Consider the following 25475-nt stretch of genomic DNA (forward strand, 5'->3'; position numbering starts at 1 on the left):
TAATTCAACTCTGTGTGTGGTAAAATTACTACAATTTTAGTTCCAATGTTTATTTAAAAAATCATTGCAGGACAGCACAGGCATTTTGTAAAATAAGATGAACCGGGGACAACCTGTTTTTGTAAGGAAAAACCAGGAATATATCAGGCTAAATCAATTAGTTTAATTGTAGTTGACCAGTATATGAGTCCATCTTTTCCTGGTAAACAGGTGGACCCTTAAACAAAAAAGGCTGCCCTTAAGGCAGCCTTTACAATCAATTATTTCAATATCCACATGAGCTGGTTATTATCATCGCTCCCATTATACTGACTGGAAATCGCTGCATTTACATTTGCAGAATTATAGTCGAGTTCTGCTGATGGATAAAACCACCGCACAGGAAAATTAGAAGACGGAATATTCAAACTTGTAGAAGCATTCAGCTTGAAGACCGGATATCCGGTCCTTCTGTTTTCAAACCAGGAGATAAATTTACTGCCCTGTAAAAAGTTAGCCAGATACTTTTGCGTAATAATCTGTGCAATTTGTTGCTCATTTGAACCACTTAAAGCAACGCTCGCCGAAGCTGGGTATGCACCAATATAAGCATCATCCATTTTCATGTTATGATGATATTCTGCCAGATCAGGTGTATTAGAAGCAATAAATTTCATAGAACCGGTAATTCCTGCGGCATAATAAGTCTGAGCAGAGGTTCCTCCTATCCAGCCTCTCACAGTAGCTTCTGCTAAAACAAACTGCAAATCCCAATAGCTGAAAACACTTACAGGTTCAGCATTTACCAACTGAACATATCTGTTATTTAAATCAGAATAATCTTTACTTCCCCTTGTTGTTTGTAAGGTGGTAAAAGCATTTGAAGGCTCTACGCCTACATAGGCATTGTAATCTGACTGATCTGCACCAGCAGTAATTTTCACTGGTGAAGGCTTGGCAAAATAAAATAACCTTTTATCATTTAATGTCTTCAAAGGATCGATAAGCACGTTTGTTAACATCGTGTAATTTGACTTTACAAATGAATTTCCTGATCCCGCAGGCACATCAGACCAGGGATAATTCTGTCCAGCCATTGAAGTATAAGCTAAAGCAAAATTATCTTTATAATCACGCAGCAGCGGACGGTTAGCTACAATATCTTTGAAACGTTCAATCACTTTTAGATCTGCATCCCCTGTCTTTTTATACAAATTCAGCAGTACATGCAATTCAAAACTATTGGCCAGTCTGCGCCAGTTGTCGGCCTTTCCACCGTATATCGGATCACCGCCAAAGTTTTCACCAGCTGCCAACAGTTCATTTGCCTGATCCAACTCTTTCAATATCCCTAAGAAAACTGCTTTTTGCGTATCATATTTTGGCTGTAAAATCCGATCAGACTCCCCTCTGTTTGCCTCAGAATATGGCATATCACCAACTTGCATCGTACTGATAAAAAACTGGTATGCGCTGATAAAATGGCCTAATCCTTCATAAGACTTTTTTAAACCATCTGTGGTTGCATATTTAATCATTGGCGGAATATTTCTTAAAACCTTAACGGAATCAAAATCTGCTCTGCCTAATTTGTTGTATTGAAACCCCTCCTGCCCCTCGCCCCAGGTCAGATATTTGCCCAGTAAAAATGGCTGCATAAAACTTTTCTGTGTGCTGATTGAATTTCGGGTAATATTCAAAATCAACGTTGTCGCCAGCATCGACGAGTTCACTTGCGTTGTCGCATTCGGATTAGTGTTAATCTCTTCATACTTCTGACAACCACCTATCACAACTGCTAAACCGGATAACACTAAAATATATTTTAAAATCTTCATAATATCTTTCTTTAAAAAAAATGCCAATTAAAATCCAACTCTAAGATTAAACCCAACCATACGCATCGAAGGAGAATTCAAATCTTCTTTACTGATATCCGGGTCAGAATATTTGAATTTGGTCCACATAAACAAATTTTGCCCGGTAAGGGATAAAGAGGCCGATTTAACACCTAGTTTACCAGTAAAAGATGCAGGGACTTTGTAGCCTAAAGAAACTTCTCTCAGTTTAATAAAAGACGCACTTTGCACACCCTTATCACCGCCCCTGAAATTTTGGGCATAATCCTGATAACCGACCTGTACATCATTTGGTGCGTACTTGCGGGTATCACTGGTAATGTTTCCATACTTATCGTAAGTAGCTACTCCGGAAACCACTTTTACCCCTTTACCTACATAATTGTTCAGGCCATTCACTACCTGATCGTAGCGGTACTGGTTATCAGACTCCGGATTGGTACCAGAATCCCACATTTTGTCATAAATATAATTGTACATCAGACCACCAATCCTGCCATCTATATTTATACCCAGCATCCAGTTTTTATAGCTGAAGTTATTGATAAAGCCAAAACTGAAATCGGGTTCACTATATCCATATTTCTTAACATAATCACTGTTCACGGGAATTCCATTGTTATGGATTACATTCCCTGAAGGATCTGTCAGCCAGTAATTATCTGTATAAGTATCTAAACGCTGCCCTTTTTGCACCCATTGGTTATCCTTAGAATAAATAGGGTCAAGCTGATCATAATACCTGTGCTGATTAGACCAGTTCACCATAGAATACCATTCAAAATTCCTGCTCTTTAAAACAGATCCGTCAACGGTAATCTCTAGTCCGCGGCGTGTATAAGTTTCTTTGGTATTAACCAGGGTAGTTGCAAAACCGGTAGTTGCTGCAAGTTTTGCATTGGTCTGCTGGTTATAGTAATACTTGTTAAAATACGCGACATCAAAATGCAAACGTTTTTTAAACAGGTAACCAGCTGCCCCGATTTCCCAGGTACGCTGTGAACTTGGCAGAATATCACTGGCACCTGCCAGTTTATAAGGATAACTTGCAGAGTTTAAATTACCCCATGCAGCACTATTTGTTTTGTAAACCGTGTTAGTCTCAAAAATTCCCGCTGGTGTTTTAAATACCGCAAAAGATCCTCTTACTTTAAACAGATCAATCACTTCGGGTAATTTGGTTAGTTGTGAGATAACCACACTTGAACCTACCGAAGGATATAAATAAGAACCTGTAGCTTTTGGCTGCGTAGAAATCCAGTCGTTACGGCCGGTAAAGTCTAAAAACACAGCATCATTCCATCCTACCGCAGCTCTTGCATATAAACTGCTGGATTCTTTAGGTGAAAAAGATGGGGTTACCCTTGGCGGTTCTATAGAGCCGTTCAAAGAAAAATAAGTTGGTGAGATTAACCCATTTTTAGTGACAGCATATAAACCCTCATCTTCTTTATGGAAAAAGTTACCTCCTGCCAGTGTTTCAAAAGAGAATTTGTTCACTCTTTTATTATAAGATAAGATCAGGTCATTACTTGTACTATATCCTTTGGTATTATTGATACTATACATCCCTTTAGCATCCCATCCCCCGCGGGTAGAGTAAATATTAGCTGTCGGATTACGCATGGTTTCCCGGTTACTGTAATTGTCATAACCCAGGCGAAGCATTAAATTCAGATCTGGCGTGATTTTGTAATTCGCAGTCACACTGGCATTCACCGTATTTTCCTGAATGGCATCCAGTTTTTCATTCGCAATCAGGTAAGGATTGTCATACCAGTTGGTGTACATCCAGTTTTGTGTCTGATTGGGTACTTTCCAGTAATCTTTATAATCTCTGATATCATATTCAGTACCCGTCCACATGACAAGCTGATACAAATATCCCTGGTTCTGATAACCGCCCCCCCAAACCTGCGGAGCTGTACGGCGGCTTAAACCAAAATGACTTTCTATTTTAAATTTGTCATTAATCCTGATTTCGCCACCAGAGGTCAGGTTAATCATGTTCAGTGTCTGGTTAGGAAACTGGCCTTTATTATAAACATGGTTCAAACCAATTTTAAAACTTCCGTTTTCACCGGTTTGTGCAATGGTAATATTATTGTTGGCAATGATACCTGTACTGGTAAAATTCTTTAGGTTATCTTTCCCTACAGAACGCAGGGGCATATTATCTTCAAATTGTTTAGTTACCGGGTTCCAGTCTCTTCCTGTTTTACCAATATCCAGCTTTGGTCCCCAAACATAATCGTTATTTAAGTTTCCATTATCACCACGTGCATAAGAACTTTGAACCTTAGGGATAGCTAAATAACCTAATTGAAACATGGTATTGCTGTTCACATCCACAGAGAATCCCTTTCCTGCTGCCCCTTTTTTAGTGGTGATCAGATAAACGCCTCCTTTGGCCCTTGCCCCGTATAAAGCAGATGCAGTCGGGCCTTTCAGAATATCTATACTCTCGATATCATCAGTAGGGATATCTCTAAGTGTAAGATTATCGTAATCAACCCCGTCAACCACTAAAATAGCGGGTTCACCTCTCAGTTCCAGGATCGGTTTACCGTTAAATTCAGTAGAATTTTTCACCACTAAACCTGCTACCCTACCCGTTAAAGAAGTTCCTACATCTACCCCTTTGACTGTTTGAAGTTCTTTACCAGAGACCTTTTGTACCGCATAACCCAGAGATTTTTCTGAACGTTTGATCCCTAAAGCAGTTACAACTACTTCTGTCAGTTTGTTTTCTTCGGCCTTAAGTGAAATGATATACTTTTTTTCGGTTCCCACGGTAATCTCCTGTGCGCTATAACCAATAAAAGAAATAACCAGCGTTGCTCCCTGTGGGGCATTCAAACTGAAATCACCATTACGGTCAGTTACCACCCCTGTTTTTGTGCCTTTGATCAAAACACTTGCCCCAATAACCGGCAGACCACCAGCATCCAGAACTGTACCTTTTACTGGCTCTGAGGCTATATTTCCGACAACTGGAATCTTCTTTTTGAGGACAATGTTTTTTTCAAAAACCTTATAGATTAAAGGTTGATTTTTAAGACATAAATCCAGAACCTGTTCAATAGAACCCTGATTAATATCGATAGAAATCTTAGCTGTCCCCTGAAGTTCCAGATTATCATACAAGAACAGATAATCACTTTGTTTTTCTATCGCTTTTAACACTGTTTCTATGGAAACATTTTTTTGTCTGATTGTTATTTTCTGGCTGTATACACTGGCGTGAACCTGCATCAGCCCTGCGAATAACAGGATTACAAATAGTTTCATCACTAATAAAAATTGAGAAGATTTAAACTGTATTCGTGGTACAGTCGTAAAGAATGCACGAAAATTCATAAATTGCATTGGGTTTTTAAAACATTATTGCTTAGATAATTTTTATTCCGGATCCAGGACTTTGTCCTTAAGGAGTTTTAACCCATATACTATAGCGGGGTTGGTTCGAACAATCCCGCTTTTTTATTGGTTAACCGTTTTAACAGAAGGCTGAGTTAGTACTGTTACATAGACATGGCTTTAAAGGTTTATAATTATTTGAGAGACAATTTTTTTAGCGCTCACTTACAATAATTTTATTGTTTTCGACACGGCAGTGGATGCCAGAATAAGAAAGCATTTCAATCAGTGTTTTCACGTTAACGGTTCTTGGGATCTTACCAGAATATTCTTTTCTTGGAATTTCACCCTGGTACAACACATCTGTTGCATACCATCTTGAAATTTGACGCATCAGTGAATGGAGATCTGATTTCTCAAATTGGAAATAACCGTTTTTCCAGGCAATTACGCTTTCCGGGTTTTCTATATCCCGAATCCGGATCAGACTGGAAGAAGCTGCTGTTCTGGCCTGCTGCCCAGGTCTTAATAGTGATTTCTCTATTCCTTTGCTTATTTCTACTGAACCTTCGAGCAAGGTAGTATGCTGATAATTTTCATCTTCATAAGCCATGATATTGAAATGTGTACCTAAAACCCTGATCTCGGTTTGCCCGGTTTTCACAAAAAAAGCTTTTGACTTATCTTTTGCTACTTCAAAATAAGCTTCTCCCTGAAGAGATACCCGGCGGCTGTCCCCAGGAAATGCAGTAGGAAAAGTTAAAGAAGAATTGGCATTGAGCCAGATTTTTGTACCATCGGCCAGCAGCAGCTGATATTGTCCGCCGCGTGGCGTAGAGATTGTATTGTATTTTGCGGCAGTATGGCTATCGCCGGTAATTTTATAGATTAACCCGCCATTTGCTGCTTTGGTTACCACAACACCTGCCTGCTCTGCAAGCTTTCCTTTACCTGCGTCAGATAAACTGATCTTACTGCCGTCCGCTAAAGTTAATATCGCTTTGTTGGAACCCGGAGCAATCGTATGGTTTGCTGCAGCATGGACCATTTCTGCAGGCTGAGGTGTATTTGAACCTGTTGCCTTATTAAAATATAGTAAACCAATATTAAATAATACACAGAGAATTGCAGCTGCAGCAATCCAGGGATATAGTTTTCTGAACTTAGAAACCTGAACAGGAGCTGGCTGATCAATACTGATCTGTTCTTTCACCCTGCTGTACAGCTGATCTTTAAGATTGGTTTCTTCTGATATAAGATCAGCTCCATAGAGCTTTTCATACCACTGCTCTACCCATGCTCTTTCCTGATCGGTTGCTGTATTATTATTGTATCTGGCAAGGAGTGCCCTGAATTGTTCGGTATCCAAAATCTGTTCGTTTCTTATCTATCCGTTCAGAAAGAAGAAAGTACTATATGGATTTAAAAAAAAATAGAAATTTAATTAGAATAATGGAAAAGCTTGCCAAATCAGGATTGTACTCCTTTAATTTCAACCTTAAGCGGTTATAGGCATTTTGTAATTGATTTTTAATAGTCTGCTCCGAAAGACCTAATTCATCGGCAATTTGCTTAACAGAAAAATTATCATCCTTTTTCAGGACATAAATTTCTTTCATTCTCGAAGGCATACGATTTACCTCATCTTCAATAATTGATTTCAGCTCTTTTTCCAAAAGCAGTTCATGGGAACAAAAATCAAAAGCAGAATCAACGGGACAAATTTGCAGGGCATGCTTTAAGCGTACTGCGTCTTTTTCAAAAATCTTAAGGATCTTGTTCCTCAAAATGCCATGTAAATAGGCAGGAATATTAAAACCTTCATTTAAGGAACCCAGATTATCCCAAAAGGCGATAAAAACTTCCTGAACAAGATCTTTTGCCACATCTTCTGATTGAACTTTACTATAGGCCTTTCTGTAAAGGGGCTGCCAGAATTGATCAAATAGTTTTTCGAATGCTTTATTCTTATCTAAGTCAAGAAGAGAAAAAAAGTCACTTTCAAACGTTTCAGGCATAAATCAGGTGGCTTAAAGAGGTTAATTTCAGACCGCAAAAGTAACATGCCGTAATTAATTGAATATTAATTTATCAATAAATCACAACTATCAGACACCGTTCATACCCTGTTCTGATTTATACCTAATATATAGATAATCAGGCATAGCTAAAAGAAGAAAGCTAAAGATTTATTCCGCAAACGTTTGTGTTCACTATTTAAGAGATGGCCAAATTCAGAAATGAGCTACCCGAAGATAAATAAGTTTTACACCCTTAATTTCAATAATTTATCTGCATTGCCATGCGCAATTTTTTCGATTTGCTCATCAGGAAGTTCAATTGCATTTAAAAATTCAATTCCCATTTCGTTTGTACTAAACGGATAATCGATAGAAAACATGATATTATCTACGCCAAAAGTATCTAAAGCTATTTTTAATGGCGGCTGTGTAAAGAAACCACTGGTGGTAATATGGACCTGCTGATGAAAAGTATCAGGGAGTGAACGCTGGTTAGCCCCACCATTTCCCGGTTTAAAGGCTTTTTCTGACCTAGCCATCATCATGGGCAGCATTTCTCCCATATGGCCAATAATTAAGTTTAGTTTGGGGTACTTATCAAAAACACCTGAAAAGAGCAGACGTAAAACATGCAGCGCAGTTTCCGAATGCCATCCCCAGCCATAACATGCCAGCGCTTCTGCCATGCCAGAATAATTGGGTAATCCACTATAATAAATATCAACTATTCCTTTTGGGGGCAACCCGGGATGGAGGTAAATCGGGACATCCAGCCGCTCAGCCCGTTCAAATATTGGTGCAAATTGTGGCTGATCTAAAAATTGGTCTTGTGTCAGTCCCCGGATCATAGCACCGCGAAAATGATGTTCAGTTACTGCCCTTTCTAATTCATCGGCTGCTGCAAGCGGGGCAGTCATTGGCAAATGTGCAAAAGCTGTGAACCGATCTTCAAAACCTGTAATCCTTTCTGCGATAAGGTCATTATATGCACTGGCAAAAGCCGGGCCTGCCTGCGGACTTAACAGATTAGCACCCGAACTATCCACAGATAATACCTGCATTGTGATCCCATTATCATCCATTGAGTTCAAACGGTCCTGAGTAATGTCTGCCAGTTTTGGAGCTATACGCTGCATGACTGCTGATTGACCAAAACTACCTAAAGCCTCTTTAGGTATCTTTTCTGCCATTTCCGGGAAGGAAATATGTTCTTCAAGTGTAACTATTCTCATTTAATATCGGATTATTCTTTGGCAATCATCTTCAAACCAGGGTTATGCATCAGGATGTAATACAAAGGAAGATAGTAAATATTTAGTATACGATGCATGATAAGCGGCAATCATAGCACTATTCATTGTTCTAAACAATAAGCTTTCATTTTTTGATCCAGATCAATGTTTTGAAGGTAAGCAGATCTGATTTTTGCTCCAAAATAAATTACAGTTATGAATAGTTATTTAACCTATTTTGGTAAAGATCATAAAGAAAGAGTGAACAAGGCAATCAGTTATCTGCAAGCAGGCAAAGGAATTTTACTGGTTGACGATGAAAACCGGGAAAATGAAGGCGACCTGATTTTTTCAGCAGAAAAGATATCTGTTAAAGATATGGCACTCATGATCCGCTCCTGCAGTGGAATAGTCTGTTTATGCCTGACTCCTGAGAAAGCCGGTTCATTAGCATTAAATCCAATGGTAAATCACAATACAAGCCGCTATCAGACTGCATTTACAGTGTCCATTGAAGCTGCCAGCGGCGTAACCACAGGGGTATCCGCAGCAGACAGGTTACATACGATTCAAACTGCCTGCAAACCGGGTGCACTACCAGAAGATCTGTCAAGACCCGGGCATGTATTTCCTCTAATCGCTAACAAAGCAGGTGTATTTGGCAGACGCGGACATACCGAAGGCAGTGTCGATTTGATGCAGCTTGCCGGAATGAGCCCTGCTGCTGTACTCTGCGAATTAACTAATGAAGACGGCACCATGTCCCGCCTGAGGGAAATTAGTGAATTTGCTATTTGCCATGCATTCACTGTAGTTTCAATTGAAGACATCGCTCAGTACCGTAAACATCTGGAAGAATTACAGCCTCAGGAACAAGCTGTTTTAAACTAACCACTTTAAAGAAGATGGAGAATTCGACTTAAATAGGATTAATTTGCGACTTTTGGAGGTATATCTAATTCATAACGATGTGCAAACAAGCCTTGTCCAATTGTATTTTAAATAGAATAACCATTAGTCAGACTAATCTGGATACTGTTCTTTCCTGTTTCAAAGAACTGCAAGTATGCAAAGAGGAGATTTTACTTGCTGAAGGGGAGACCTCTAAAAGAATGTATTTTGTAAAAAAAGGCTGTCTGCGGATTTACTTTCTGCAAGCCGATGGTGCCGAAGCTACCCGTTACCTGGCTTTTGAGAACAATTTCGCTACTGGTTTAACCGGGTTTATCAGCCAGCAGCCTTCACAGGAAAACATTCAGGCCCTGGAAAAAACAGAAGTTTTATATATCAGCAGAGAAGATTTTTATACCCTGCTGGATCAGATCCCTGAATGGGAGAAGTTTTACAGAAGTTACCTCGAGGCTGCGTATGTAACCAATACCAAAAGGCTGATGAGTTTTATTACGATGGATGCGACGGAAAGATATCAATCACTCCTTACTGAACATCCAACCATTATGCAGCGCCTTTCAAATCGATTGGTTGCCAATTATTTAGGAATTTCACAGGAAGCACTGAGCCGTCTTAAACACAGATTATTAAACAATAAAAAATAAGTAAACAGGTTATAAAACCTGTTTAGCTTTTAATTTTCCACCCACCCAGTTGCTGCTGAATATCCCATAGATGACGGTACAGGCCACTATTAAACCCAAGCAGGCTCTGGTGTGTCCCCTGTTCCTGCACATTACCGTCTTTAAGTACAAGGATCTGATCTGCATTTTTGATTGTCGCTAATTTATGCGCCACTACAATTACTGTTTTATTCTTCACCAGTTCCTGAATAGCTTCCTGAATATGAATCTCATTTTCAGGATCTAATGACGCCGTAGCCTCATCCAGCAGAACAATAGGTGCGTTTTTAAGCAATGCCCTGGCAATACTGATCCGTTGTTTTTGCCCTCCTGAAAGGTGACTGCCCCCCTCTCCTGCTTTTGAATGCAATCCGTTAGGCAATTCCCAGGCAAAATCAAGTACCTGCGCCAGATCAGCTGCCTGAATCACTTCTTCTTCTGTCGCACCGGGCCTGCCAAAAAGTATATTATTAAAAATGGTATCATCAAAGAGATATACTTCCTGAAATACTTCACTGATCAGACTGTAAACTTCTGCAGGTTCCATGTCTTTTACATTGACCCCTCCAATTTTCACATTTCCTTTCTGTACATCCCAGAACCGTGCAATTAATGCAGTAATCGTTGTTTTACCTGAACCTGATGGCCCCACCAATGCCATCAGGCTGTTTTCAGGCACACGAAATGAGATATTATTTAATACGTTTTTATTGTATTGATAAGCAAAGCTTACCTGCTCAAACACGATATCAATTCCTTTGGGTTTAAGTTTTTCACCAGCTGTTTGTTCTTTAATCTGAAGGACTTCAACTACTCTGCTCAGGCTGATATTCATATAACGAAGCACGACATAATCAACGAGAATAACTTTTATAGGTTCATAAAGGCGGTATCCAATAATTAAAAAGGTAATAAATGCAGTAGCTGTTAAACTCCTTTGCACAAAAAATGTAACCGCTATACCGATCATCAGCAGGAAAAATAATTCAAGGATCAGACCAGCGGTAATGACCAGGGGGCCTGGAATAACTTCGGTACGGATACTGGCCTTACGAAAATCATTGAGGGCCTTGTCCAGACTTTCGAATCTTCTGCCTGTCATCCCAAAAGATTTAATATGACGGATTCCCTGTACATATTCCAGGAAACGGGCGCCTATATTGTTTCTTGCCCTGACATGCTTTTCACCTTGTTTGCCAATCAGGTAATTGGCTATTTTAATCATCAGCCAGCAAAGTGGCAGTGCTGCTAATAACAGCAGTGCCAAACGCCAGTCTGTGATCAATAAAAATCCGGAAATAATTACTGTTGCAAATATAGCTGAAGCCATATTACCGATGGTATGCCCAAAGATCAGTTCAAAATTCGCTACGTCCTGCAAGACAACCGAAGCCAGATCTCCCGGATCACGCTGTTTGAAAGTCCCCATAGATAAGCGTTGCAAATGATTTCCCAGACTGATCCTCAGATGAGTAGAAAGTTCATAGGTCATCATATTACTGCTTACAATAGTTTTAACAGCTACAAATAACTGAACGATAAGCAGGACAATCATCACCCAGACATAGGTCCACAGTTTTGACTGTACCGGATTTCCGCTAAATAATTCATTGATAATTAACAGGAGAAATCCTGTAGGAACGGCAATAAAAGCGCCGTGAAGCAATTCAAGAAGGATGCTTTTACGCACCAGTTTGGGCGATGTTTTAAAGGTGAAGAAGAGATTCTTTATCATTTCAATAAGACTATTATTCTGGATATTAAAGGTGAGTATTCTGGATTTTCGTGGCCTGATGTTCAGCAGTACCTGCTGAAAGGGAAAATTCTTTAGCCCTGGTATGCGCATTCCACATCTTTTGATAAAGTGTACAATCATGCAATAATTCTTCATGCAGACCGATGCCGGTCACACGCCCCTGATCCATAACGACTATTTGATCACAACTGGTAATTGTACTTAAACGATGGGCAATCACAATTACAGTTTTATTACTGATCAGTTTATTGAAAGCCTGCTGAATCAAATATTCATTTTCAGGATCACTGAAAGCAGTAGCTTCATCCAGAATAAGAATAGGTGCATCTTTTAGAATTGCCCTTGCCAGCTGAATACGCTGTTGTTCTCCCCCGCTCAGGTGAATCCCATTGGCTCCCCAAAGGGTCTGATAACCATTAGGCAGCTGCTTAATAAAACGATGGCATTGTGCAGCCTTTGCGGCCTCAATAATCTCTTTTTCAGTTCTGTCCATACCCATGCGGATGTTTTCAAAAATGGTCTGCTGAAACATAAAGCTATCCTGAAAGACGAAAGAAACATGTTTCATCAGTTCTTCGGGTTTGAGTTCCCTGATATCTTGTTTACCGATCAGGATGCGTCCGTATTTAACATCCCAGAAACGGGAAACAAGCTGGGCAGCAGTAGATTTCCCTGATCCTGAGGGGCCAACCAAAGCAGTGATGCTGCCCTGTGGAACCGAGAAATCAACTCCATTTAACACCAGGACCTGATCATCATAGCTGAAAGAAACAGCCTCAAAGTCAATACTAAAATCGCTTGTCAGCTCCTGTTCTCCTGTAGTTTCCTGCTCCTGGCTGAATAAGATCGAGTCCAGTCGCTTTACCCCATGATTGATTAAAGAGATCTGCGTACTGATACTGCTCAATGCAAATAAGGGACGGATATAACCAGCGCCCAGAATCAGGAAAAGGAAAAATACAGCAGGGCTTAATCCTGCATTAAAATATAAATAGAAACCCAGTGCAAGAACTGGCAGAGAGGCATTACTGATAAAACTAATAAATACGCCATAACCTGGTGATGAGGTACGGATATATTCAATAACCATGTCTCTGAACCGATAAACCGAACCGCTATAACTGGCAAAACTATCGGCCGTATGCCCGAAAATTTTAATAACCGGCATCGCTCTTACAAATTCTACAATACCAGAATTCATACTTTCCAGAGCATGATGATAATCATTTAATACACTGTTCCGGCTTTTACTGAATAGTATCGGCATAAATACAGCAAGCAAAATAATAGGCAGACAGCTGCTTAAAGCCAGCATCCAGTTGACCGTAAAAAGGTAAGTCAGGGTAACTACCGGCAAGGCAATTCCTTTTACAAAATCAGGAATGCTGTGCGCGATAAAATTTTCTACCCGCTCTACGTCATCTGCCATTATTTTTTTCAGTGCGCCTGAGTTGGTTTGATTAATGAAACCTATGGGTAAACGACCAAGTTTTTCGGCCATTTGTTTACGCAGTTCATAGAGAATATTAAATGCAGCAATATGTGAGGCTACACCAGAAACATAGAGCAGACCGTAGGCTGCAATCATAGCAAATACCGCCTTATAGATATAACTAACTATCAAAGCAGTATCAACTGGTGGAGCCAGCATTGCTTTAATCACATCATAGATCAAAACATAAGGAATAACGGTCAGTAATACATGTATAATAGCTAATATTGCTGATAAGATTAATAGTCGTTTTTCTTTGCCGGCAATTTGCAGAAGCCTGCTAATGCCATTTTTTGGTTTCTTTGTACTCATATCCATTTAACTAAAGCATGATGAAAAAGATTATTTATAATATTTCTAAATAATCTTAGCTTTGTACAAAGGTGCTTCTTGTTCAGAGAAGAACATTTACATCAAAAGGATAGCTTTTTATATCAAAAGGATTAATTATGGGAATGGCTTTATGTGATGCACAGGGTAAATGGACAGAAATTGGCGGGCTTCCTGTTTATGCTGATCAGCTATTGCCATTGGTGACTGAACGCAGGGAGAAGTACAGTTTTCCTTCTTTTGATGCCGAAATTGTGCAAATGGCTTTACCAAATATCTTTATCGTATTTGGAGATATGCGGCTTAAAAGCCAAAGGCTCCGGTTTCGCTCCACAGATGAACCTGATTTTGTAGAATTACATTTTTCCCTCGCTGGCGGTGGATTGATGGAGAACCATATTAACGGACATATCCACCAATTTAAGGCCATGCAGCATAACCTGATTTATAGTCCTGAATTTGATGGTACCGGTAATTATAAACCAAATGAACCTTACCAGTTTTTTGAAATTCACTTCAGAATAGCCTATTTCCTTGAACTGGTAAAAGATACAGGAAATGTATTATCCGCATTTTGCGAAAACATACAAAAGAATCATTTTTCTGATCTTTCAGATTGCAATTTAAAAATGACTTTTGCGATGCAGCAATGCATCCGTGAGATTATGAGCTGCAACTTTTCAGGAGGTTTGAAAATGATATTTCTGCAGGCTAAATGCATGGAATTGTTGAGTTTACAAGCACAGTCATTTGAACAACATGCAAAAAAAAGCGTTAAATCTGTCTTGAAAACAGCTTACGAGACAGACTGTATTCATCATGCCAGGGAATATCTGAATAAAAATATGCATACCCCTCCCTCCTTGTCCGAACTGGCTAAGATAGCTGGGATCAATGAGTTTAAATTAAAGAATGGTTTTAAAGAATTATTTGATACAACTGTGTTTGGTTATTTAAGTGATATCAAACTGATTGAGGCCAAAGAACAATTGCTTTCGGGTATCCCAATTAAGGTAATCTCAGAAAACCTGAGCTATTCTTCTGTACAGCATTTTAGTACTGCATTTAGTAAGAAATTTGGTATTTCTCCGGGAAAGGTGAAAATGAATTAGCAAAAAGAAGGGCGGCAATTTTAAGAATTGCCGCCCTTCTTTGATGATTTGTGTTTAACCTGCTCTGGCTACCAGCCTTTAACAGCACCGCCTTTAAATATTTGGGCAGCAGCTGCAGCTACTTCATCAGATTGAAATGCTTTTACAAATTTCTTGATTTTCTCTTCATCCTTGTTATCTTCTCTGGATACAATGATATTTACATAAGGTGATTTCTTATCTTCTACAATAAGTCCGTCACGGTCTGCAATTAACCCTACTGAGGTAGCAAAAGTATTGTTGATTACAGCGATAGTTACATTCTGATCATCCAAAGCTCTTGGTAACTGGGGTGCTTCCAGTTCAAGGATTTTTATCTTTTTAGGGTTTTCAATAATATCATTTACTGTAGGCAATAAGCCAACACCATCTTTTAATTTCAATAACCCTGATTTTTGAAGCAGTAATAAGGCACGGCCACCGTTAGTAGGGTCATTAGGAATGATAATCGTATTTCCTTCCTTTAATTCTTCTATTTTCTTGATTTTTTTTGAATAACCTGCTAATGGGAAAACAAAAGTGTTACCCTGGATAGCAAACTTATAACCACGTTGTTTAGTCTGTACATCCAGATATGGTTTGTTCTGAAATACGTTTACATCTAAATCGCCCTGACTAAGTGCCTCATTAGGCATAACGAAATCGTTGAATTGTACCAATTCTACCTCTAAACCAAATTTCTCTTTTGCAACTTTTTGTGCAGCCTGTGCAACGGCATATTCCGGTCCTGATTCTACACCTACTTTGATATGGTTAGGGTCACTCGTTTTAGTTCCTCTGCTGCAGCTAAACAAAGTAACTGAGGCAATAACAGCAACAGCTGCAATGAATTGAATTTTTGTTTTCATTCGTATTTTTATTTTTTATTATTTTCTGTGATCAACACGTTTAGCAATCAGATCACCTGTGAATTGTATAGAGAATACCAGGGCTACCAGTATAATTAGTACAGTATTCATGACCAGTACATCATAACCTACATAGCCATATTGGTAACCGATTTGTCCTAATCCACCAGCACCAACAGCGCCACCCATAGCCGAATAACCGACAAGGGTAATTAAAGTGATAGATGCTGTATTGATTAGCGAAGGTAAAGCTTCCGGAAGTAATACTTTATAAACGATTTGAAAAGGAGTTGCCCCCATTGCCCTCGCTGCTTCAACCAGTCCGCCCGGAACTTCTATCAGGCTGTTTTCTACCATTCTCGCAATGAAAGGTGCTGCACCAATACTTAAAGGAACCAGAGCGGCTTCAATACCAATTGATGTACCCACCAGCATACGTGTAAAAGGGATCATCCAGACAATAAGGATGATAAATGGGATGGAGCGAAAAACATTCACCAAAACCGATACGACATTATTCAGCGTTCTGTTTTCCAGTACCTGGCCTTTACGCGTCAGATAAAGCATGACCCCGGTAGGCAGGCCAATGACAAAACCAAAAAAGCCGGATACAAAAGTCATGACTATAGTCTCCCATGTTCCTTTGAACATCATTAAAATCATCGACTCAGACATAACCTAATACCTCCACTTTAATCTGTTTATCTTCATAATATGCTATTGCTTTCAGGCTGTCTTCCTGTGTTCCGGAAACTTCGATCACCATGGCCCCGAATTTAACACCTCCGGCATATTCAATTTGTGCGTAAATAATATTGTTATTCAGATTAAACAATCTGCTCACTTCCGAGAGTACCGGATCATCAACAGACTGCCCGGTGAATTCAAGTTTTAATAAAGGTTTTTTATCAGCTGAAAGCGTATCACTTAATCTTTCCAGATAAGTTTCCGGAATATTGATTTTTAAAGAAGAAGCGATAAACTCACGGGTAAGATCTGCTTTGGGATGTGCAAATATCTCACTGACAGTACCTTGCTCTATGAGTTTTCCGGCGCTGATGACAGCGACTTCATCACATATACTTTTTACGACATCCATTTCGTGGGTGATCAGTAAGATCGTAATGTCTAATCTTTTATTGATATCCTTTAATAAGGTAAGGATAGATTTTGTAGTTGCCGGGTCTAAAGCACTTGTAGCTTCATCGCATAAAAGCACTTTGGGGTTGCTGGCAAGTGTCCTTGCAATTGCAACACGCTGTTTTTGTCCGCCCGACAAATTAGCAGGATAATCTTTTCCTTTATCTTCCAATCCTACAAGCGCAAGCAGTTCTGTAACTCTTTGCTGTATTTGTTCTTTAGGAATACCGTCCAGTTCTAAAGGGAAAGCGATGTTCTCAGAAACCGTTCTGGATGATAAGAGATTGAAATGCTGAAAGATCATTCCTATCTGTCTTCTTTCTTTAGCTAATAAAGCCGGAGATAAATTAATCAGGTTAAGCCCGTCAACTATAACTTCTCCGGAGGTAGGCCTTTCCAACAAATTCACACAGCGGATCAGCGTGCTTTTTCCTGCACCTGATGCTCCTATTACCCCATAGATTTTACCTTTGGGAACGGTTAAGGAGACGTCCGACAAAGCTGTAATCTCTCTGTTTTTCTGATGAAATTGTTTAGTTATATTTTTTAATACAATCATGTTCGCCGCAAAAGTAATAATAATCATCAATAGTCTATTATATTTATAGACTTTAACTATCAGAATGATAACAAAAAAGGCACTGTAAAAGTGCCTTTTTATTTTTATTGTTCCATCTAAGATTTTTATTTAATGAACGTTAAATCTGATGATTCTTAATTTAACGGTTATCCGGATAGCCTGCTTTTAATTTAATGATGCCATATCAATCACGAAACGGTAATGAACATCACCGGCAAGGGTACGTTCATAAGCTTCATTAATCTGATCGATATTGATCATTTCAACATCAGAAGTGATATTATGTTCAGCACAGTAATCCAGCATTTCCTGAGTTTCTTTTATTCCACCAACCAATGAGCCTACCAGGCTGCGACGGCCGCCAATCAATTGAAAAGCATGTACATCTGATGGTTTTGGCGGTACACCTAACAAGACCATTACTCCGTTTGTACGTAGTAAAGCAAGGTATTCATTGTAATCATGTTCTGCAGAAACCGTATCAATGATATAATCAAAACTGTTAGCCAGCTTTTTCATAGTTTCTTTTTCAGTAGTGATCTCGAAGTGATGGGCCCCTAATTCCTGAGCATCTTTCTCTTTGCTTTTAGAACGGCTTAATACAGTTACTTCTGCGCCCATAGAAGCCGCAATTTTCACTGCCATATGCCCCAGGCCACCTAAACCAACTACTGCAAGTTTATCTCCTTTTTTAACATTCCAGTGTTTCAGCGGAGAATAAGTAGTGATACCGGCACATAATAAAGGAGCTACTTTTTCAAGAGGCAATTTATCAGAAACGTTCAATACAAATTTCTGTGTAACTACGATATGGCTGGAGTAACCACCATAGGTAATTGTTTTTTTATCCTGTAACAGGGAGTTATAGGTTTGTGAATGTCCATTTTCACAATATTGTTCATTATCCTCTTCGCAGTTTCTGCAATGGCCGCAAGAGTCTACAAAACATCCTACACCCACAGTATCACCTACTTTAAAGCGGCTCACCCCCTCTCCGACACGCGTTACTTTACCGACTATTTCGTGTCCCGGCACCACAGGGTACATCGTTCCTGCCCATTCGTTTCTGGCGGTATGAATATCTGAGTGGCATACACCACAATATAAGATCTTGATCTCTACGTCATCAGCACCTGGCTCACGACGGTCTAACTGATAAGGAGCAAGAGGTTTATCTGCGCTTTGCGCCGCATAGGATTTTACTGCTTTCATCGTTTTTCAATTATTTAGTGTTGCAACAAATATAAATACAAAAAAGGGAGCCTTTTTGTTCATTATATATTCATAAAACATCAAATAATGACACAAGCTGATTAATTATCCTCTTAGTTGTACATTTTGTTTGTACACCCTGCCGATAGGTAATTCTTGTCCGGATTTCAGTTTTACTGTACTGGATGAATAGGATTCTATATCCTGGGCAAGTACGAGATAAGATTTATGTATTCTGATAAAACCCAGATAAGCATATTGTTCAGCGAATTCACTCATTCTCTGCAACAAGGTAAAATTCTTAAACCTTCCCACTAATTTAATATACTCTCCAAATCCCTCTATCCAAAGTATATCAGCCAGGCGCATCCGCTGGATCATATAATCAGACTTAAACATAATAATTTGTTCATCTGCATCATTAAAAGCAGTAAACCGTTTATATTCCAGCGCTTTATTAACTGACTTTTCGAAACGGGTAAAAGGAACCGGCTTAATCAGATAGTCTATCACATCCAGTTCATAGGCCTGGACTGCAGAATTAAGATCGGCCGTAATAAAAATACAGAGGGGCTTATAATTAATTTGCCGTAATAATTCCAGTCCTGTAAACCCTGGCATGCGTATATCCAGTAATAACAAATCGACTTTTGTCTTTTCCAGAAATACAATAGCTTCCTTTGAGTTGGAAAAAGTTTTGACAAGCTCTATACCGGGCACCAGTTCACAATATTCCTTCATTAATTTAAGAGAAGGAAGTTCATCATCTACGCAAACAGTTTTTAATCTGGTCATAATTTTAAGCTAAGTTCTGCCTGATAAACCTTTCCTTGCGCATCAGTTTGCAATGAATAATTATCAGTTCCAATTTCAATATTCATCAGCTGTCTGATCAGCGTCAATCCTATCCCTTTGTATTCATAATGTACATTAATCTCATCAGATCCAGAGATACTGTTCTGGACGATAAAACGCATTTTATCTCCTTCCAGCATAATATTTACTTGAATCCAGGCTTCAGGATCATTTCCAATTGCTGAGTGTTTCAATGCATTTTCATATAAAGTCAGAAAAACCGCCGGGGGTATTTCTACCTCATCCATCCAATCTTCTTCAATAAAATCAAATTGAATATTCAGTGCATTCCCATGTTTTAACTGATACAAACCTGTTAATGCCTTAATCATTTGCAGTTCTTTAGAAATACTTATTCTTTTATGGTCTGTTTCATAAATGGTATACTGCAGTAACTGGCTCAGATTCAAAACAGACTGTGATTGCAGTTCATTGATATTATCTCCAATTGCATAAATATTATTCAGTGTATTCAATAAAAAATGAGGGTTTACCTTAGATTTCAGCAGGTTCATATCCGTCTCCTTTTTGATACTTTCCAGCAAGATCAAATCATTCTCAATAATAAATTTATGCTTTGATATCCCCAGCAGCCCCGACACCAGTATACAAATCCCATGTGAGGTATAAATAAAAATAAACAAAAGCCCCTGTTCAATCCCCCCATGCGGACCAGTGGTTATTTCAGGTTCAATCAGGATTCTTGTCAGACTAAAAATCACAAATATGAGTATCGTATAAAGTATATACTGTGCATAATTTTTGGTGATATAAAACTCCGGTACCAGTTTATTAAAACTGATATAATAGATAAACGCATTACATATCAGTGCAATTAAAATACAATATATACTAGAGGGTAATCCTACAAATGATATATAAAAATATACATTCACAAAAGAAAATATCACCCAGAACAAGACATGCTGCACCAAAAGTAACACAGGCCAATCCTTCTTTAAAACCGATTCAATTATCCTTTTTTCAAAAGACAACCTTAAAATCAGCACTAAGAAAATAATATTTATCAGCATTATCATTAATCCAAAGTTATCATTAAAAACCATTCAGGGTTTAAAAGCAACCGCCAATAGTTTTACCTGAATCAATCCTCAAAGCAAGCAACAGTTTCCTCTCAGCGAATCTCCAAAACAATCTTCACCGGTTTATCCTAAACCAATCCTCAAAGCAATCCAACGGTTTCTTCTCAGCAAATCTCCAAAACAATCTTCACCGGTTTATCCTAAACCAATCTTCAGAGCAATCCAACGGTTTCTTCTCAGCGAATCTCCAAAACAATCTTCACCGGTTTATCCTAAACCAATCTTCAGAGCAATCCAACGGTTTCTCCTAAACCAATTCACCAGTCTATCGTCATCCCAACAAATCCCCCAACCAATAAACCATCCTTTCAACAAGTTCCAAATCAGGTTACACCTTTAGAATTTTTAAAAAACAACAAGCTATGTGATGGCATAGCATGGCCGTTGCCCCGAAGGGCAAAAGGAAATGCAGCCAGAACATAGCTTGTTGTTTTTTAAAAACCCCAGTCGTTCACCTGATTTTCTTGTTGTTCGCTGAGTTTATTTCCTATCTAAAACTTATACCAGCATATTAGAATCCGCACCAAGGTATTTTCAACCTGATACCTGATAACAATGCGTATTAATTCTAACCAAATTAAACCATGAAACAAATACTATTAAGTACATTAATAGCATTGATAATCAACCTGTCAGGCTATTCCATTGCCATTGCCCAGCCCGGAAAATTCAATCAGTTCTATATGTTCCTGGCCAGAGCAAAAGTAGCTCCGCAATGGACAGTCACTTCACTTGTTCAATATAGAAGTTACGATGTTGACATTAGTGACAGCAGACTTTTCCTGGTTAACACTTATGCAGATTATAAACTAAAAAACGCTCCTGTTCAATTTGGGGGCGGTTATATGTATCTTGAAATCTCACCTTACGATGAAACAGGAACAGAAAAAAAAACTATCCTGGAGCACCGTGTATTTCAACAGGTAACCATTGGTCATAAACTGAGCGATCGTCTGGACCTGTCACAGCGATATCGTTTCGAAGAACGCTTTCTCTTCTCCGATCGTTTTATCCTGCGGGCAAGACATTTACTCACAGCAAATTACAAACTGGGTGATTTAGAAACTGGCAGATGGACTTTAATCGGGAAAAACGAGATCAGGATGAATCTAGACAAAGAAACAGCTTTTGATAGTTTTCGCTTATGGGGCGGGGCGGGATACAAAATCACTAAAACATTCGAAGCAGAGTTCTATTGGATGAGCCAGTTTGAATCAGGAGGGATTTTCAATTTCGCCGTCCTGTCGTTACGTAAAAACTTCGATTTCACGAGAAAAAACAAGAATTAAGAACCCAAAACAACTTTATTATATGTTAGCTTTTTTAGGATTTCTGATGATCATTACCTTTATGCTCCTGATCATGAGCAAGAAAATGTATGCATTAACAGCTCTGATTATAGTTCCTATCATTTTTGGCCTGATCGGTGGTTTCGGAAACGAACTCGGTGAGATGATGATGGATGGAATCAAGAAAATCGCCCCAACCGGGGTTATGCTGATTTTCGGGATTATGTATTTCAGTATTATGATCGATGTAGGCCTTTTTGATCCGCTGGTTTCCAAAATACTTAAGCTGGTTAAAGGTGACCCTTTGAAAGTCACAATCGGCACAGCTATTCTTACATTAATGGTCTCTTTAGATGGGGATGGGGCAACCACCTATCTTATAGTTGTTTCGGCAATGCTGCCACTTTATAAAAAGCTGGGTATCCCTGCGCTTAAACTAACAGCTATTATTATGTGTGCTGGCGGAGTCATGAATGTATTACCCTGGGGTGGGCCTACCGCAAGAGCAATGACCTCTTTACATTTAAGCTCTGCAGAACTATTTATTCCAGTATTGCCTTCACTCGTTCTGGGTGCATGCTGGGTTATATTTATGGCCAGAATTTTCGGGATGCAGGAAAGAAGAAGAATGCAACTTGCAGGAATTGATATCAATGCCGCAGAATTTGCAGCTGCAAATGAAAATCATTTAAAATTTGGGGAATCAGGGGATCAGAGCCTGAAACGTCCTAAACTATTAATATTTAACTTTTTACTTACCGCAGCCCTGCTGATAGCTATGGTTCTGAATGTGCTGCCTCTGACAGTCATGTTTATGATCGCTTTCGCCATTGCAATCATTATCAATTACCCACGTCTGGAAGAGCAGCACGACAGAATACGTAAGCATGCTGACAATGCATTATCCGTATCAGCTATGATTTTTGCAGCAGGGATTTTCACAGGGATCTTATCGGGGACAAAGATGATGGATGCCATGGCGATGACTATGATTGGCGCCATTCCTGCGCAATGGGGTACTCATTTACCGCTGATTACTGGATTGGCTACTCCTCCGCTTACTTTCTTTATGAGTAACGATGCTTATTATTTCGGAATATTACCATTAGTAGGACAAACAGCACAGCATTTAAATGTACCAATTGCAGAAGTAGGCAGAGCAGCCCTTTTTGGGGGCCCGGTACATTTACTCAGCCCGCTGGTGCCTTCCACTTATTTATTAGTTGGTCTTGCCGGAGTAAGTTTTGCTGATCATATGCATTTCACACTGAAATGGGCAAGTATTACCTGCCTGGTTATGTTAGCTGGAGCATTTCTGTTTGGCGTGATCTCTTTCTAAGATATTATACAATGATAATTTCATTAGATTTGATGATAAACCTGGAAAGATGATACTATTTTTAAATGCCTGATAGTTTGCGGAAAATATTTTCCAACCTGGCTTTCCAGGTGCTCATAGCTCTAATTGCCGGTGTAGCAACAGGAATTTATTTCCCTGGCTTCGCGGTAAAACAACGCTTTATAGGCACTTATTTTATAAAAATCACAGAGTGGTTCGCTGCTCCGGTTATTTTTCTTTCTATTACCACTGGTATCGCAGCGATAGCCAGTTTAAGAAAACTGGGACGAATTGCCCTGAAATCAGTTATCCTTTTTGAAGTACTGACCACAATCGCTATCATCTTTGGTTTAGCTATGGCAGCTTTGCTTAAACCAGGCACAATCGACAAAGGGAATATACAGGAAATCATCAAAACTCATTTTCAGTTACCTTATCATACAACATCTTCAGGATGGCATAACTATCTGCCTGCCCAAAATGTATTGTGGATTTTAACATCAGCCATGACTATAGGATTGCTGCTTCATTTTCTGCCTCAAAAAGATAAGTATATATTCAAACTCGAAAAGATAAGAGATCTGATTTTCCGGGTAATCACTTTATTCTTCAGCCTTACCCCATTGGCTGTATTTAGTGGCATGGCCTATACCATTGCCAGTTTCGGCCTGCATTCTATTCTGCCGATGAGTAAACTCGTTGCTGTGATGTATCTGCTGGTTATCATTTTTGTTTTTGCATTTCTGGGTTTGCTTTTACGCTATTATAAATTCAGTATATGGCAATTGCTGGTCCTGATCAAAGAGGAGATACTGATTGTCTTTGGAACTTCCTCTTCGAGGACAGTTATTCCATTGTTGATTGCCCGGCTTGAACACTATGGATGCAGTAAACCAGTAACTGGTTTTGTATTGTCAATAGGTTATTCTTTTAACCTGATCGGGACTTCTATTTATCTTGGTCTTTGTACTATGTTTTTGATACAATTATACAATATAGAGGCTGATATGTATACTTATTTCAAAATCATCCTGATTCTGATGCTTGTTTCTAAAGGTGCTTCGGGTGTACCAGGTGCAGGATTTGTGGCCTTAAGTTCTGCTATTTATATTCTACCCGAAATACCTTCCGAAGGATTACTCTTTATTGTTGCCGTAGAAAGGTTTCTGAACGAAGCAAGGTCAATTACCAATACAATTGGAAATGCAGCCTGTACACTGGTGATTGCAAAAAGTGAGAATGAATTTGCAGAACGATAAGCCATTACAGTATGATAAAAGCGGACATTCCTGATCAGAACATCCGCAATTCATCATTTAATATTTTTAAATAACTATCACCGTTTTCCCTAAAGCCGTACCTGTCTTACTTTTTGCGATGGCATCAGGAGCCTCACTTAAAGAAATCTTTTGAACTGGAATTTCGATATTCCCGGCTTCCATCATCGCACTTACGCCTTCAAGCAGGGCAACACTGCCTTTTACTTCAAAATTACCACCACGGATATTTTTAGCTTCCAGTTTTCCTGCATCAGCAGCCCCTATAGTTGTCAAAGCTATCCCCCCTGCTTTTACAACAGAGCTAAGCTGATCAAATGCTTCGGGATTACTTGCCAGATCTATCAAAGCATCTACTCCTTCTGGATAAGCAGTTTTGATTTGCTGTACAAGATCGCCTGTTGAATAATCAAATGTCTCTGAAGCACCCGCTTTTTTAATACTGCTTTTTGCAGCCTCGCCTCTTGCTGTTGCCAGTACTTTAATCCCATTTAAAGCAGCAAAAATAGTTGTAAATGTGCCTACTCCACCAGTTGCCCCAACAATTAAGAGTGTTTTCTCTTTACTCAGGCCAAGTTCTTTGACCAGCTGAAAAGCAGTCATACCAGCTACAGGTGAAGCAGCAGCCTGTTCAAAAGATAAACCGGGAGGCATTTTAGCAATAATAACCTTTTCAGGTACAACTATATATTCTGCATAAGTGCCTTCTCCTACCGGGGCATGCATCATCTGGCCATATACTTTATCTCCTGTTTTAAAACGACTGACATCTTCTCCTATCTCTTCAACTACTCCAGCACCATCTGCACCTAATATCAATGGAAATATATGAGGCATCTTCCCATCAAGCATTCCATCAGCTATACGCCAGTCCATCGGATTAAGTCCCGCTGTTTTGAGTTTAATCAGAATATGACCTGGTTTTATTTCGGGTTTTAAAATTTCTATCAGTTCGGGGACATCTTTAAATGCTTTTACTGCAATTGCTTTCATAGGCTTGATTTTAATATAAAATGTTTTTCAGTTTATTAGGCCATATATATCGTGCCACAAGTATAAAAACTATTCTTTTTACGGC

General features: G+C 39.1%; 20 protein-coding genes. 6 read left to right on the forward strand and 14 right to left on the reverse strand.

What is annotated here, in order from left to right:
* Window positions 1-260: 260 nt before the first annotated feature.
* The 5 genes from HDE68_RS22675 to HDE68_RS22695 form a co-directional block, all read right to left on the reverse strand.
* Complete coding sequence (locus HDE68_RS22675; protein ID WP_183884524.1) at window positions 261-1817, reverse strand: SusD/RagB family nutrient-binding outer membrane lipoprotein; 1557 nt, start codon at window positions 1815-1817, stop codon at window positions 261-263.
* A gap of 27 nt (window positions 1818-1844) precedes the next feature.
* Window positions 1845-5198, reverse strand: coding sequence for a SusC/RagA family TonB-linked outer membrane protein (locus HDE68_RS22680; RefSeq protein ID WP_183884525.1), 3354 nt, complete (start codon window positions 5196-5198; stop codon window positions 1845-1847).
* Between the two features lie 214 nt (window positions 5199-5412).
* A complete protein-coding gene (locus HDE68_RS22685; RefSeq protein ID WP_183884526.1) occupies window positions 5413-6567 on the reverse strand; it encodes a FecR family protein in 1155 nt (384 codons plus the stop codon).
* Window positions 6568-6610: 43 nt separating this feature from the next.
* Entirely contained in the window at window positions 6611-7216 is a 606-nt protein-coding gene (locus tag HDE68_RS22690) for an RNA polymerase sigma factor (protein ID WP_183884527.1), read from the reverse strand.
* Between the two features lie 248 nt (window positions 7217-7464).
* Window positions 7465-8451: an amidohydrolase family protein gene (locus tag HDE68_RS22695; RefSeq protein WP_183884528.1), complete on the reverse strand. Its 987-nt coding sequence runs from the start codon at window positions 8449-8451 to the stop codon at window positions 7465-7467.
* A 216-nt stretch (window positions 8452-8667) separates the two neighbouring features.
* Between HDE68_RS22695 and ribB the strand changes: the two genes are divergently transcribed.
* Together ribB and HDE68_RS22705 are read left to right on the forward strand one after the other, a co-directional pair.
* Window positions 8668-9342 (forward strand): 3,4-dihydroxy-2-butanone-4-phosphate synthase, encoded by a 675-nt coding sequence (gene ribB / locus HDE68_RS22700; RefSeq protein ID WP_183884529.1) that lies wholly within the window; start codon window positions 8668-8670, stop codon window positions 9340-9342.
* A gap of 77 nt (window positions 9343-9419) precedes the next feature.
* Window positions 9420-10007 (forward strand): Crp/Fnr family transcriptional regulator, encoded by a 588-nt coding sequence (locus HDE68_RS22705; protein ID WP_183884530.1) that lies wholly within the window; start codon window positions 9420-9422, stop codon window positions 10005-10007.
* Between the two features lie 22 nt (window positions 10008-10029).
* Here HDE68_RS22705 and HDE68_RS22710 read toward each other — a convergent pair whose 3' ends face one another.
* Window positions 10030-11760, reverse strand: a complete 1731-nt coding sequence (locus tag HDE68_RS22710) for an ABC transporter ATP-binding protein (RefSeq protein WP_183884531.1) — start codon at window positions 11758-11760, stop codon at window positions 10030-10032.
* Window positions 11761-11785: 25 nt separating this feature from the next.
* Complete coding sequence (locus HDE68_RS22715) at window positions 11786-13585, reverse strand: ABC transporter ATP-binding protein (protein ID WP_260171840.1); 1800 nt, start codon at window positions 13583-13585, stop codon at window positions 11786-11788.
* Between the two features lie 137 nt (window positions 13586-13722).
* Between HDE68_RS22715 and HDE68_RS22720 the strand changes: the two genes are divergently transcribed.
* Window positions 13723-14715 (forward strand): helix-turn-helix transcriptional regulator, encoded by a 993-nt coding sequence (locus HDE68_RS22720; protein ID WP_183884532.1) that lies wholly within the window; start codon window positions 13723-13725, stop codon window positions 14713-14715.
* Window positions 14716-14783: 68 nt separating this feature from the next.
* Here HDE68_RS22720 and metQ read toward each other — a convergent pair whose 3' ends face one another.
* The 6 genes from metQ to HDE68_RS22750 all read right to left on the reverse strand — a co-directional run bounded on the left by metQ (window position 14784) and on the right by HDE68_RS22750 (window position 20429).
* On the reverse strand, window positions 14784-15602 hold the full coding sequence (metQ, locus tag HDE68_RS22725) for a methionine ABC transporter substrate-binding lipoprotein MetQ (protein ID WP_183884533.1): 819 nt from the start codon (window positions 15600-15602) through the stop codon (window positions 14784-14786).
* Between the two features lie 18 nt (window positions 15603-15620).
* On the reverse strand, window positions 15621-16277 hold the full coding sequence (metI, locus tag HDE68_RS22730; RefSeq protein WP_183884534.1) for a methionine ABC transporter permease MetI: 657 nt from the start codon (window positions 16275-16277) through the stop codon (window positions 15621-15623).
* The gene (metN, locus tag HDE68_RS22735) at window positions 16270-17328 is read right to left on the reverse strand and encodes a methionine ABC transporter ATP-binding protein MetN (RefSeq protein ID WP_317617724.1); all 1059 of its coding nucleotides are present in this window, start codon (window positions 17326-17328) and stop codon (window positions 16270-16272) included. Before metN ends, metI begins: the two co-directional genes overlap by 8 nt.
* A 159-nt stretch (window positions 17329-17487) precedes the next feature.
* Window positions 17488-18534, reverse strand: coding sequence for an NAD(P)-dependent alcohol dehydrogenase (locus HDE68_RS22740; RefSeq protein ID WP_183884535.1), 1047 nt, complete (start codon window positions 18532-18534; stop codon window positions 17488-17490).
* A 105-nt stretch (window positions 18535-18639) separates the two neighbouring features.
* Window positions 18640-19329 (reverse strand): LytR/AlgR family response regulator transcription factor, encoded by a 690-nt coding sequence (locus HDE68_RS22745; protein ID WP_183884536.1) that lies wholly within the window; start codon window positions 19327-19329, stop codon window positions 18640-18642.
* Window positions 19326-20429, reverse strand: coding sequence for a sensor histidine kinase (locus HDE68_RS22750; protein WP_183884537.1), 1104 nt, complete (start codon window positions 20427-20429; stop codon window positions 19326-19328). Before HDE68_RS22750 ends, HDE68_RS22745 begins: the two co-directional genes overlap by 4 nt.
* Before the next feature lie 647 nt (window positions 20430-21076).
* On the opposite strand from HDE68_RS22750, the gene HDE68_RS22755 reads away from it, so the two are divergent.
* From HDE68_RS22755 to HDE68_RS22765, 3 genes are all read left to right on the forward strand, one after another.
* Window positions 21077-21781 carry a DUF2490 domain-containing protein gene (locus tag HDE68_RS22755; protein WP_183884538.1) on the forward strand — a complete coding sequence of 235 codons (705 nt, stop codon included), beginning with the start codon at window positions 21077-21079 and terminating at the stop codon, window positions 21779-21781.
* Between the two features lie 22 nt (window positions 21782-21803).
* Window positions 21804-23120 carry a CitMHS family transporter gene (locus tag HDE68_RS22760; RefSeq protein ID WP_183884539.1) on the forward strand — a complete coding sequence of 439 codons (1317 nt, stop codon included), beginning with the start codon at window positions 21804-21806 and terminating at the stop codon, window positions 23118-23120.
* Window positions 23121-23197: 77 nt separating this feature from the next.
* A complete protein-coding gene (locus HDE68_RS22765) occupies window positions 23198-24379 on the forward strand; it encodes a cation:dicarboxylate symporter family transporter (protein ID WP_183884540.1) in 1182 nt (393 codons plus the stop codon).
* Between the two features lie 66 nt (window positions 24380-24445).
* On the opposite strand, the gene HDE68_RS22770 is transcribed toward HDE68_RS22765, so the two are convergent.
* Window positions 24446-25390 carry an NADP-dependent oxidoreductase gene (locus HDE68_RS22770; protein ID WP_183884541.1) on the reverse strand — a complete coding sequence of 315 codons (945 nt, stop codon included), beginning with the start codon at window positions 25388-25390 and terminating at the stop codon, window positions 24446-24448.
* Window positions 25391-25475: the final 85 nt, after the last annotated feature.

It is taken from the genome of Pedobacter cryoconitis, from assembly GCF_014200605.1.
Lineage (GTDB): Bacteria > Bacteroidota > Bacteroidia > Sphingobacteriales > Sphingobacteriaceae > Pedobacter > Pedobacter cryoconitis_B.